Raw genomic sequence first — 11,656 nt, 5'->3', positions numbered from 1 at the left:
CCGAGGCATAATTGCTCTTAATAGGTTGCAAAGTTTAATTCATATATTGTGCGTGGGCGACCTTGTTGGTGTGTCATTTCTTCACCAACAACTTTAGCATAGCCGTTATCCACTAATTTTTTTATAATGCGCTCTGTTGTACGACGTGTAACCTGTAAGTATTCAGAAAGATTATGGGATGTAAATTGAGCTGATTGTCGCTCTCGGCTAAAATGAATGATCTTGGAAATATTTAATGGACTTAAGCTTGTTTGCTTTGCCATTTGTAAAACATAGGGATCATCTGTTTTTAAAGCTAGTTTTACTTCCGATTTTGGAAATGGACCTAGCAAATTTTTATGTTCATCTAGTATATAAATCTCACAAGGTTTAGCAAATGTTAAAGCATTTTTAGCATTTTGATTAGCCTCAAATATTGAATGGCCATAACCAAATGCTAGATTAAATGGCTTATCAGCTTGTTGTAATAAGTTCTGTAAATTCTCTTTTTCAAGTGCCTTTTGCAAATGCCCAGCTGTCGTATATAGCTCAAAAGAGTACGGTGAAATTTCTTTATAAGTTGAATGTGTAGCTGCTGTGATTTGCGTTAACATGTTAAAGTCTATAGGTTTATCTTCAGGAGCTTCTAATAGTCCAACAACGGCTTTGACAGATTCGGATTTTATAAGAAGTGATTGAGATTTCGTCTCCTCTAAGCATTGAACAATGGAGTTAGTTGCATCTAACATGCGCATTGCAGGTATTTGAAGAGCCTGTAATTCATCAAACACACTATGAATACTTGTTATGACAAAATCAATGCTATTAGCTTCCCATAAAGTTATATGATGCTGCAATATTGATTGGGTAGGTTTAGTGATAGAAATAGGCTGGATATATGGTTTTGGACCATAATACTCTATTTCTGTTAGAACATTTTCTACTATAGTAGGATTCATAACATCAATGGAAATTCTACTTAAAGGTACTGCATGATTAGCTATAAGCGATAATAAGGTTGTGGAAATTGCCGTCTCATCTTGTTTTATATAATTCCAAGGTATTGGTAGTTCTGACAGTGCAGATTGGGCATGTAAATAGGGTAGGGTTCCTCCGAATAAAAGTGCATCACATGGCTTCATTTCCTTTAACAAAACGGGTGATTCTGTAGGTTGCTTGTAAAGATAAAAATCTATTTGAATATTCTCTATGTTTTGTGCGATACTGTTTATACGCTTCATAAATGCTTTCGAGCAGATAACCGCTATTTTAGTAGACATAGGCAACGTTCCTTTTCTATTATTTTTTTGACAATTAGCGACGTATTAGCGACAACTATATTATACAGGAGACTGATAAAAATGAAAATCCAACAAGTAGAGATTTTTGCAATTCATTTACCACTTATTGATCCATTTATCATCAGTTATGCTACATATGATACAATGCCTTCTATTATTTTGAAGGTTACGACAGACACAGGTATTGTAGGCTACGGTGAAGCAGTACCAGATGAGCACGTAACAGGGGAGACGTGGGAGAGCACGTATGCTGTGTTAAAGAATCAGCTTGCTCCTGCAATCATTGGAGAAAATCCAATGGGCTTTGAAAAACTTCATGATAAATTGAACAAAGTTGTGAAGGATGTGCCAGCAGCGAAAGCAGCGATTGACATTGCTTGTTTCGATATTGCAGGTAAAGCGTTACAAGTTCCAGTGTACCAACTACTAGGTGGGCGTTATCATGAGAAATTCCCGATTACGCATGTACTGAGCATTGGAACATCTGAGGCGATGGCAGAAGAGGCGGCTAACCGTGTAGAGATGGGCTATCGATCATTTAAAATGAAGGTAGGGACAGAGGTAGCTCGTGATGTTGCTCGTATCAAAGCGGTACGTGAACGTGTTGGTGAAGACATCGCAATTCGAGTAGATGTAAACCAAGGGTGGGGCAATGCGTCAACTACTTTACAAGGTTTACGTGCATTAAAAGATTTAAATATCGATTGGTTAGAGCAGCCAGTTGATAGTGAAGATATTGATGGGATGGTAGAAGTGAAGTCGAAAACAGATGTACCATTAATGATTGATGAAGGACTTCGCGGTGTACGTGAAATGCGTGAAATTATTGCAAAACGTGCTGCAGATAAAGTCAATATTAAATTAATGAAGTGCGGTGGAATTTATCCTGCTATGAAACTAGCAGTGATGGCTGAAATGGCAGGCATTGAATGTCAAATCGGTTCAATGGTAGAATCATCAGTTGGTTCAGCAGCTGGCTTCCATGTAGCATTCTCTAAAAAAATAATGACGAGTGTAGAATTAACAGGTCCATTAAAGTTCTCTAAGGATGTCGGAAACTTACACTATGATGTGCCATTTATTTGTTTAAATGAAAAACCAGGATTAGGTGTAGACGTAGATGAAGAAACCCTTAAAGAATTATGTAAGTTCTCAACAATTGTAACAGCCTAAGGAGGCGGCGAAATGGAAAAAATTTATGAAGGCATGCTTGGAGAAACGCCGTTTTTTGTTACAACATTAAATCTTCAGCATTTGCAAGAAATTGAAAAATTACAGCTTGAGGTTTATCATTCATTAGCAGACCAAAGTGTTTTACAGCCATTAAGCACTGAGGAATTTGACTATATTTTAAGCGGCAATGGCATGATGATAGGTGCTTACGTAGGGGATGAGTTAATTGCCTTTCGCGCACTATTGAACCCACCTGTTGATGACGAGCACCTTGGCTATGATTGTGGGATTGTCGAGGATGAATTTCATAAAGTTTTATATCAAGAAATATCGAATGTCTCACCAACATATCGTGGCTATGGATTACAAAAAACATTAGCCCAAATTGTCATGGGTCATATCGATTTAGAAAAATATGATTATGTATGCTCAACGGTAAAGCCATATAATATCCCCAGCTTGAAAGATAAATTTTCTCAAGGGTTAGTGGTAAAGGGATTAAAAATTAAGTATGTAGACAAGCTACGATATGTTTTCTATAAAGACTTGCGACAAGAGCTACCAACCTTTACAGAAAAGATGACGATTTCGATGGATGATACGGTTGGTCAGCAACAGCTTTTGAAACAGGGTTATATAGGTACTTCTATGTATGAGAATCAAGATGATTGGTTCGTCGTTTATGAAAAATAAATAATAGTAAAAAGCCTTACCTTTTACTTATTGTGAGAGGTAAGGCTTTTTGGTTTAGGAGATTTTTATTTCATCGGGCAAAAGCCACAAGCCATTAAACCTGGTATGTCTTTTGAAAAACAACATGATTTCCGTACGGGAACGTTCACTAAATTAGTGGGGCTTTGACCTCCTGTATATTGTGCCCACCAAGATTTATTGGAGAAACGAGCCCATGTTTTAGGGTCCTCTAAAGCTTCAATATCCTCCATTGCTTGATCGGCTAGTCCAGGATTAGAAAGCAATATGTGATAGTGCCAAAGTAGATATCCAAAGAAATTCTCCCAAATAGTAAGAGGGGAAATAGATGTTACTTTACGGAGCTGTTGAACGATTACATGCCCATCATATAGAATCTTCTCAATAACTGCTTGTCGCTCATCCTCATCGACATAACGCCAATCATTGGGGTTAACAAACATTGCGACTGTAAAACTGTCGAATTCTTTTGCTGCATCAAAGCGAAGCTCGATTGGTTTACCGGCCCACACCTCGTCATAGGCGGCAAGCATGTAAAGTTGCATAGCGAAAAACATACCGTAGCGGCGTGAAAAATGAGAAATAGCGGCTGTTTCCGTTGCTGCGTCTGTAATGCCCATCATAAGGTTTAAAAAGTCAGGATGGTAAAAGTCCTTATGTATATCAGCTAATGTAAATAGTGTCCGCTTTGGTTCTGTCGTATAAATGCTATAGGAATTCAATTGTCGAACTTGATCCATCGTTAATGCTGGCATCGTGATCACCTTTTCTTTCAGTCTTCTGCTACTTCAATTATAAATTAATCATTTTTGCTTCACAAATGGTATGCAATATAGTAAAATACATTAAACATATCTGAAAGGTAGGTTTTAAAATGTCGCAGCCTCATGCAATTCCAAGGCCGCTCGTTCGACTCAATCAATGGACGATTCTGTTAAGTGTCATTCTAACGTGGGTAACAGGGTTCACTTGGATTTTAGCAATTCCTTTAGTAGCAAATTTACTTGGTGTTTTATGCAATTACAATCCTATTATTCGAGTAGGGAAGCTGTTTCTAAAAAAGGCTCCATCTACTTATATACCAGAGGATGCACAACAACAAAAATTTAATTCTAATATTGCTAGCTTTTGTTTAGCAGGCGGAATTTTAGGTTACTTGCTTAAATGGCAAGTGGTTGGCTACCTCTTTACGGGAATTGTTGCAATAGCTTCATCGATAGCAATTGCAGGCTTTTGTATAGGTTGTTTCCTACATTTTCAGCTAAAGCAATGGCAATATCGTCGCTCGCTGAAAAAGGCATAAAAAAACTTTAAAAAATTTTCAGATTAATGTTGACTTTATAATTGATAATGATTATCATTATCGTATAAAGATTATTCCTCCCCTACAATACAGTGTAGAGAGGATGAACTTTAGCTACTTTTCTCCAGAAGTTTGCTAGTTCATGAAGACGCTCCTAAAACCCCCCTCATTTTTTGGGAACGTAAAATCTCTAGACGACTCACTCCATTGTGATTGAGTCGTCTTTTTTTATCAAAACTGCAATTGTTCCGATAAAATGAGATATTATTCCGATAAAATGAGATTATGTTCCGATAAATCTTCAAAGTATCCCTATAAAAATGAAAGAAATCAGCTTTAGTGAATTCTGATTTTATTAATGAGTAAGTAAGGAATGACATTTGTTAAATCGTATGCCATGCATATAAGTTGATTGGAGTGGAGGCTTGGTGACTCCTTGGGGATCAGCGTCACAGATGAGACCCTGGAGCGAGCAAAGCGAGTGAAGCGGCTCATCGGACGCCCCCAGGAAAGCGCCCAGCCGGAACGGAAATCAACTACACGTTATGTCATTAACCCTAAAAATTGTAATTTAATATATGATATCCCTAAATGCATATAGTAATTAGAGTGACAATTTGATTGTTTAACAATATTAGGGGGCGGGAGTGATTATCTTATGTTTTATATTAGAAACTTCGAAGGTAATAAAAATGAGTTTGAATTCTTTCAAGAAATGTTATATGAGTCTGTAATTATTCCTGTCAATAAACCATCAAAAGAGGTTTTGCTAAACTCGCCTGACATAAGAAAATATCATGAAGGTTGGGGGAGAAAGGGAGATACTGTTTTGATTGCCTTTGACGCAGAAAATCAAACTGTTGGTGCAGTCTGGTACAGATTGTTTGATGAAAATAATAAAAGCTATGGATATATTGATAGCAATACTCCTGAAATAGGAATTGCTGTTTCAAAAGACGTAAGAGGAAGGGGATTAGGGACTTTACTAATGCGTAAAATAATTCAACAAGCGCAGGATGAAGGATACAATACCATTTCACTTAGTGTAGACCTTGAAAATAGTGTGGCCATTAATATTTATAACAAACTAGGCTTTCAAGATTATGAAGTAGTAGGAACATCTAAAACAATGATTTACAAATTATAGTGCTCTCTAGAATAAAAAATGTACACTACTAAGTAAATTTAGTAATGTACACTTTTAATATTACTGAGTAGGGCTGCTGTTATGAACAGCGCTTTTTTTCCCTAGTATCATCGTATAGTAGCTATGAAGTAGCATGCCCACAATGATGACACCTAAGCCCGCGAGTGCAATTGGATTTGGGAATGCAATGCCGAGCAATAATACTTCACCGATAATGACAAAGAGTATTTCAGTCGATTGTGTTGCTTCAACTGCTGCAAGCTTGCCTTGATGATCGCGAACACGGTCAGTTGCAATGAAAAATAAAGTTGTGGCGATGACACCAGAGCTTATACCTACAAGCAACGATTGCATTACTTGGCTGCTAGAAGGAAGCCCGACCGTTGCTAATGCATAAATAGCTAGAATAATCCATGCAGGCATCGAGGCGATGGTCATACCAAGAACTCGTTGATATGTATCGATACGTCCACCGCAGATTTCCATCATTTTACGATTACCAAGAGGGTAGGCAAAAGCAGCGATGACAACAGGTAAAATGCCAAGCATTAAACTTTTAAATGGGACAGATTGTGCCTGTGGTATTTGGATAAGTAAAATGCCGACTAAAATAACACATGAAATGAGTAATGAAATAAGCGGTATTTTTTGACGTACTGTTTTCCCAGCTACTATTGAAACAAATAGGGGTGCTAGTAATACGCCAGCGACAATTGTCAATTGCCATGTTCCAGAAACGAGCCACCCTGGACCGAATGCTGCTGCAAATGTCAGTGGGGCATAGAACAATACGAATCCAATAAAGCTCCAAAGTAGCCAAGCGGCAGGCTGTGCCTTCATTTCACCTGATAGTTGGGTAAAACCTTTTCGATAGAAGACAATCACAAGTAAAAACGGAAGCATGAAGAAATAGCGCAAAGATGCACTCCAAAGCCAGCTACCACCTTGCATTTCCATTGCATGATTTAATATAAATGTAACAGCAAAAAAAAGTGAGGCTAAAATGCCTAATGCAATTTCTTTCATTAAATTCACCTCAAAATCCTTTATGTAATTTGAAAATTCAGTTATCGTTTTTTAAAAAATTACGAAGAAGGGGTAAACCCTTCTTCGTAATTACTTTCCTTGTTGTTCAAAGAGCTGTACGATTTCGATAATCACTTGTGTAGCTTTCTCCATCGTTTCTCCAGATACATATTCGAATTTACCGTGCATATTTTCGCCACCTGCAAAAATATTTGGTGTTGGTAAGCCCATGTAAGAAAGCTGTGAACCATCAGTACCGCCACGGATTGGTAATGTAATTGGAGTAATATCTAACTTTTCCATCGCTGTGCGTGCAATATCAACGATTTCTTTTACAGGCTCAATTTTTTCGCCCATATTATAGTATTGATCTTCCATAGTAATGCTTAAAGCATGCTCGCCATATTGGGCTTTAATTTTCGCCGCAGCATCAAGCATTAATTGTTTTTTCGCCTCGAACTTTTGACGGTCATGGTCACGGACGATATAAGAAAGCTCAGCATGCTCGATCGCTCCGTTAAAGCCCATTAAGTGAATAAAGCCCTCATAGCCTTCCGTTTTTTCTGGTACTTCAGCAGTAGGCATTTCATTTTGGAAAGCGATCGCCATTGTGATGGCATTGACCATTTTATTTTTTGCAGATCCAGGGTGTACACTAGTACCTTTTGTCACAACCTTTACGCCTGCAGCATTAAAGCTTTCGTATTGTAGCTCGCCAAGTGGTCCGCCATCCATCGTATAAGCATAGTCTGCTCCAAAGGCAGCCACATCAAATTTATGAGGACCGCGGCCAATTTCTTCGTCAGGTGTAAATGCTACACGTAATTTACCATGTTTAATAGAAGGATTATTTACTAGGTATTCCATAGCCGTCATAATTTCTGCGATACCAGCTTTATCGTCAGCACCTAATAACGTAGTGCCATCCGTTGTAATTAACGTTTGACCTATATAATTTTTAAGCTCCGGAAAATCTGTTGGCGACATCGCTAGATTTTCATTGAGCTGGATCGTTCCACCATCATAGTTGTCAATGCGCTGTGGATTAACGTTTGTGCCGGTAAAATCTGTTGTAGTGTCCACATGTGCTAAAAAGCCAATTGTAGGCACTTTTTTATCTGTATTTGCTTCGAGTGTCGCAAATAAATAACCATTTTCATCTAATGTAATGTCAGTTAAGCCTATTGCAGCAAGTTCATCTTTTAGTACATGCAATAAGTCAAATTGTTTTTGTGTTGAAGGAGTTGTTTCGCTTGTGAAATCAGATTGTGTATCAATTTTTGCATAACGAATTAAACGCTCGATTACTTGTTCTTTCATAAGTATGGCCTCCTAATGTGTATGTTTAACTACTTTCAGCCCCCGGCGGATGTCACGGAATTGGCTTTGTGCAAGGACAAAGCCGATTCCGTGACATCCGCCAAGTTATAATTGATATTATTGTAACACTTTACTTCGGATTTCGGAATATTGAGAAATACTTAAGGCAATTAGTATTTGGGCACTGTAATATGTCAACATAATAAACTCATGTGAAAATGGTAAAGGCATAACAAATTTATTAATAGCTAAATAGGAATCTGATGAAATAAAGAGCAGAGCGCCGATCGTTGCAAATGTAGAACCTGTTCGAATCGCAGTCCAACCCATCGTTAATATGACGGAAATATAAGCAATGACCGCGATACCAAGCACGACTTCTCCTGATGAAAATACAGTACCTGCAATCCACACAGCCATACTTGCACCGTAAACGAGTAAGACAATCTTCGCCCAAGTCGGTACTTGTCGTTCATTAGTAGAAGAAAAGGCCAGGATATAAAAAATATGCCCGATTAAGAAGCTTGTTAGCCCAATTAGAAACCACTGTAGCGTATAATCGCCGACCATACAAAACACAAGTCCGATGACAATCAGTAGTTGATACTTTTTAATGCCTAAATTTTTTGATGTAGCGGCTAAAATAATGATTAAAAGCATTGGGATGACTTTAAAGATAAGTATCAAGCTTTCTGCAATATGAGACAGGAAAAAAACATAATAAAGACCAAACAAAATAATAAATGCTATTAAAACTTTTTTAGACAAATTTCTCAGCTCCTTTTCTTTGAAATTCTTTATCTATGTAACAATTTCCTTTATTCTTTTGTGAAGGAAATGTACGAGAGGGTACTCATTCATCTTATGTATGAAACTTTTTTGGTATGTAGCCGTAAATAAGAGGACAGTAAGCTTAGAGAGGGTGAACAAAATGACTAAGCTATTAATAGCTTCGGCAGTCATTGGGCTAATCGCGAGTGTTTTATTAACACCGATTATAACGAAAAAACGAGAAGATGGCGGATCTAAAAAAGTAATTGGCTACTTCTTTATAGGTGTATTTGTACTAGGGTTTTTAGCTACTGGTATAACAGTATATGTGACAAACATGGATGTAAACTGGCTTGCTTTTTGGCCCGCTATTATTCTATTAACATTAGGTGGCGCGCTTCTTGCAGGTGGTATAGAAAGAAAAATAAAGGGTGTTTTATTTTTAGCTAGTTTAGGTGTTGCAGTGTATGTATTATCAGCTCCTTTATGGAATGCTAACGAAAAATTCAAATCAGCTGAAATGAAGGAAGAGGTTGAAATAAAACCATTCGATGAAACACAAACACCAGCTAGTGTTCCTCCTAAATTTGCGCGCAATAAGATGAAAAAAGCGTTCGGACAAGTACCGAATACGAGTTATTATGAGCTAGGGCGCTTACAAATTCAAAAAGTGAATGGTGAGTATGTTTATATTGCACCAGTTGAGTTCTCTGGTTTCTTTAAATGGATGAACGGCGGGTCGACTCCTGGTTACTTTATAATGAGTGCAACGGATTCGGCAGATAACCCTAAATTTGTTAAGCAGGAAATGAAGTATGTTCCTTCTGCGTATTTAAATTCAAATTTAGAGCGTCATATACGTTTACAACATCCATTCCTTGTTTTTTGCGGAGATGTACAACTTGAAATAGATGATGATGGTAAACCATACTACATCCGTTCATATGGTGAGTTTATCTCAGCACGTAATGGCTTCGATGTAAAAGGGATCGTGCTTGTAGATGCGCTAACAGGAAAATCAGAAGTTATTAAGCTGGAGGAAGTCCCAGAATTTATTGATGGAGCGGTTTCTCCAGAGACAGTAAGCTTACAAAATAGTTATTTCGGTAATTATGTACATGGATTTTGGAACAGTCAGTTTGGTAAGAAAGATGTAAAACTTCCTTCTGATGAGGGAACAGAGGCAAATGTTAGCCCAATTTTTGACGAGAAGGGCGATATGTATTATTTCACAGACTTTACGAGCCCTAAAGAGGGTGTCGATTCAATGCTTGGCTATTCCTTAACAAATGCACGAACAGGTCAAGCAACCTATTATACTGGAAATCAAGACGCTTCTTACATGGATTCACAAGGTAACTTGCAAATTATCGAGAAGAAATTTATAGAGAAAAAATGGTCTGGAGAAATGCCAGTGTTGTATAACTTTTATGGCGAAGCTAGCTGGCTAACAGCGGTACTTGATTCAAATGGTTTCTTACAAAATTATTTCATTGTATCTGCGGCAAATCCTGAAATTTCCGTATATGCGACAACTCCTAAAGAGGCATTAAAATTATATAAAACAGCCTTAAGTCGCGGTGGAACTACAGTCGAAGGAAGTTCACATGCGGAAGAGAAAAATGCAAGTGGAAAGGTGCTTCGCGTTTACAAGGAACGTCTCGGAGACTATACAGTTGTATCATTTTTACTAAATAACGGTGAAAACTATTTAGTAAGCTCAGAAACAGAATCGCTTGCAATTTATTTGCAAGAAGGTGATGAGGTCATTCTCACTTATGGTGATACGGGAGAGCAATTCTTACCAGTTCGATCAATGATTATTAAAGGATTACAATAAAAGAAAAAAGACGATCTTTGTAGCTTAGTACTACTTGATCGTCTTTTTTATGTTGGTTGAGATTCTATATAGTGAAGCATCTTTTCCTGATGATTAGTATAAAGTGCTTTTGCATGATCGTTTAACGCAAATATTTCATGAATGTACCCTTGAAGTAAATGTTGTTCATATTCAAAATCAGAATGGTCTTCGTTTTCTACTATATGCGCTAATAAAAGTGCATGTAACACAACGACCTCTAAATTTTGTGTATTTGTAATGAATTTTAAGTTGAGTATGGTAGTATGGGAAACGAATTGATTCACATAATCAATAGCATTCTTATAAACAGCTAAGTCGATCTGTGGTTCAAGTCGTTTACTTAATAGTGTACAATTATTATTTAAGTCTTGAATTTTTAAAAATAAACCTCTTATACTTCGCTTATGTTGCTGTTCTAAAGTACGAGCAAGATTTTTATCGACATAGGACATTTATACATAACTCCTTTCCACATAGTGGTCATCTATTAGTATTAATGGAATTATTTTAAAAGAAAAGAGTCTTTTTGTTTAATTTATACCTAGATTTAACTTCTCCCACAAAAAAGTCTCTTACTTTAAACGTGAAAAACAATGTACTTTTTCATTTAATCAGCTATTGAACAAAGTTTGATCAAAACGATAATTCAATTATTATATAGGAAGCTTTTCAACGAAATGAAAAAATATAAATATTTATTAGAAAAAGTATTGACCTTTTTAAAATACGGGTGTAATATTATACAAGTCGTTAGGACAGCTACTAAAAAACAACTAAATTAGTTGTTGACATAGAGTTTGCGACATGATATTATATAAAAGTTACTGTTGAAGAAATGGTAACGAAATGAACCTTGAAAACTGAACAAGCAAAACGTAATCAATAAAGTTTTTAGTAACTAACTTCGAGTTAGTGAACGAAACAAAATTTTGGACATCAAACATGATGCCAGCAAAACAATTTGAGCTTATCAAATTTCTTTTTATGGAGAGTTTGATCCTGGCTCAGGACGAACGCTGGCGGCGTGCCTAATACATGCAAGTCGAGCGAACAGAGAAGGAGCT

The 11,656-nt window shown here is 37.0% G+C and carries 11 protein-coding genes and 1 rRNA gene; 6 read left to right on the top strand and 6 right to left on the bottom strand.

The window, feature by feature from the left end; all coding sequences use genetic code 11:
• Positions 1 to 17: 17 nt before the first annotated feature.
• Positions 18 to 1,259 (bottom strand): hypothetical protein, encoded by a 1,242-nt coding sequence (locus tag ACIQ7T_RS13925; protein ID WP_370082909.1) that lies wholly within the window; start codon positions 1,257 to 1,259, stop codon positions 18 to 20.
• 81 nt (positions 1,260 to 1,340) lie between these two features.
• Here ACIQ7T_RS13925 and ACIQ7T_RS13920 point away from each other — a divergent pair, with 81 nt between their 5' ends.
• Positions 1,341 to 2,453, top strand: a complete 1,113-nt coding sequence (locus tag ACIQ7T_RS13920) for a mandelate racemase/muconate lactonizing enzyme family protein (RefSeq protein WP_402871036.1) — start codon at positions 1,341 to 1,343, stop codon at positions 2,451 to 2,453.
• A gap of 12 nt (positions 2,454 to 2,465) precedes the next feature.
• Positions 2,466 to 3,146, top strand: a complete 681-nt coding sequence (locus ACIQ7T_RS13915) for a GNAT family N-acetyltransferase (RefSeq protein WP_370082912.1) — start codon at positions 2,466 to 2,468, stop codon at positions 3,144 to 3,146.
• A gap of 65 nt (positions 3,147 to 3,211) precedes the next feature.
• Here ACIQ7T_RS13915 and ACIQ7T_RS13910 read toward each other — a convergent pair whose 3' ends face one another.
• Positions 3,212 to 3,919, bottom strand: a complete 708-nt coding sequence (locus tag ACIQ7T_RS13910; protein ID WP_370082914.1) for a Fe-S oxidoreductase — start codon at positions 3,917 to 3,919, stop codon at positions 3,212 to 3,214.
• 119 nt (positions 3,920 to 4,038) lie between these two features.
• Here ACIQ7T_RS13910 and ACIQ7T_RS13905 point away from each other — a divergent pair, with 119 nt between their 5' ends.
• Together ACIQ7T_RS13905 and ACIQ7T_RS13900 are read left to right on the top strand one after the other, a co-directional pair.
• Positions 4,039 to 4,467: a DUF4395 domain-containing protein gene (locus ACIQ7T_RS13905; RefSeq protein ID WP_370082916.1), complete on the top strand. Its 429-nt coding sequence runs from the start codon at positions 4,039 to 4,041 to the stop codon at positions 4,465 to 4,467.
• A 658-nt stretch (positions 4,468 to 5,125) separates the two neighbouring features.
• On the top strand, positions 5,126 to 5,614 hold the full coding sequence (locus tag ACIQ7T_RS13900) for a GNAT family N-acetyltransferase (RefSeq protein ID WP_370082918.1): 489 nt from the start codon (positions 5,126 to 5,128) through the stop codon (positions 5,612 to 5,614).
• Between the two features lie 60 nt (positions 5,615 to 5,674).
• Here ACIQ7T_RS13900 and ACIQ7T_RS13895 read toward each other — a convergent pair whose 3' ends face one another.
• From ACIQ7T_RS13895 to ACIQ7T_RS13885, 3 genes are all read right to left on the bottom strand, one after another.
• Positions 5,675 to 6,640 carry a DMT family transporter gene (locus ACIQ7T_RS13895; protein ID WP_370082920.1) on the bottom strand — a complete coding sequence of 322 codons (966 nt, stop codon included), beginning with the start codon at positions 6,638 to 6,640 and terminating at the stop codon, positions 5,675 to 5,677.
• A 90-nt stretch (positions 6,641 to 6,730) separates the two neighbouring features.
• On the bottom strand, positions 6,731 to 7,960 hold the full coding sequence (pepT, locus tag ACIQ7T_RS13890; protein WP_370082922.1) for a peptidase T: 1,230 nt from the start codon (positions 7,958 to 7,960) through the stop codon (positions 6,731 to 6,733).
• 117 nt (positions 7,961 to 8,077) lie between these two features.
• A complete protein-coding gene (locus ACIQ7T_RS13885) occupies positions 8,078 to 8,728 on the bottom strand; it encodes a lysoplasmalogenase (protein ID WP_370082924.1) in 651 nt (216 codons plus the stop codon).
• Positions 8,729 to 8,891: 163 nt separating this feature from the next.
• Here ACIQ7T_RS13885 and ACIQ7T_RS13880 point away from each other — a divergent pair, with 163 nt between their 5' ends.
• Positions 8,892 to 10,571, top strand: a complete 1,680-nt coding sequence (locus ACIQ7T_RS13880; protein WP_402871031.1) for a hypothetical protein — start codon at positions 8,892 to 8,894, stop codon at positions 10,569 to 10,571.
• Between the two features lie 47 nt (positions 10,572 to 10,618).
• Here ACIQ7T_RS13880 and ACIQ7T_RS13875 read toward each other — a convergent pair whose 3' ends face one another.
• Positions 10,619 to 11,044: a hypothetical protein gene (locus ACIQ7T_RS13875; protein ID WP_370082928.1), complete on the bottom strand. Its 426-nt coding sequence runs from the start codon at positions 11,042 to 11,044 to the stop codon at positions 10,619 to 10,621.
• 529 nt (positions 11,045 to 11,573) lie between these two features.
• Here ACIQ7T_RS13875 and ACIQ7T_RS13870 point away from each other — a divergent pair.
• A 16S ribosomal RNA gene (locus ACIQ7T_RS13870) occupies positions 11,574 to 11,656 on the top strand; the annotation flags it as partial.

It is taken from the genome of Lysinibacillus sp. NPDC096212 (assembly GCF_044763105.1).
GTDB lineage: Bacteria > Bacillota > Bacilli > Bacillales_A > Planococcaceae > Lysinibacillus.
This window is presented reverse-complemented; position numbering and strand designations above follow the sequence as displayed.

What these genes read in the sequence shown, in the direction of transcription:
- ACIQ7T_RS13925 (WP_370082909.1), bottom strand. Translation starts at nt 1,259, where the DNA reads ATGTCTACTAAAATAGCGGTTATCTGCTCGAAAGCATTTATGAAGCGT.
- ACIQ7T_RS13895 (WP_370082920.1), bottom strand. Translation starts at nt 6,640, where the DNA reads ATGAAAGAAATTGCATTAGGCATTTTAGCCTCACTTTTTTTTGCTGTT.
- ACIQ7T_RS13915 (WP_370082912.1), top strand. Translation starts at nt 2,466, where the DNA reads ATGGAAAAAATTTATGAAGGCATGCTTGGAGAAACGCCGTTTTTTGTT.
- ACIQ7T_RS13880 (WP_402871031.1), top strand. Translation starts at nt 8,892, where the DNA reads ATGACTAAGCTATTAATAGCTTCGGCAGTCATTGGGCTAATCGCGAGT.
- pepT (WP_370082922.1), bottom strand. Translation starts at nt 7,960, where the DNA reads ATGAAAGAACAAGTAATCGAGCGTTTAATTCGTTATGCAAAAATTGAT.
- ACIQ7T_RS13875 (WP_370082928.1), bottom strand. Translation starts at nt 11,044, where the DNA reads ATGTCCTATGTCGATAAAAATCTTGCTCGTACTTTAGAACAGCAACAT.
- ACIQ7T_RS13900 (WP_370082918.1), top strand. Translation starts at nt 5,126, where the DNA reads ATGTTTTATATTAGAAACTTCGAAGGTAATAAAAATGAGTTTGAATTC.
- ACIQ7T_RS13905 (WP_370082916.1), top strand. Translation starts at nt 4,039, where the DNA reads ATGTCGCAGCCTCATGCAATTCCAAGGCCGCTCGTTCGACTCAATCAA.
- ACIQ7T_RS13910 (WP_370082914.1), bottom strand. Translation starts at nt 3,919, where the DNA reads ATGCCAGCATTAACGATGGATCAAGTTCGACAATTGAATTCCTATAGC.
- ACIQ7T_RS13920 (WP_402871036.1), top strand. Translation starts at nt 1,341, where the DNA reads ATGAAAATCCAACAAGTAGAGATTTTTGCAATTCATTTACCACTTATT.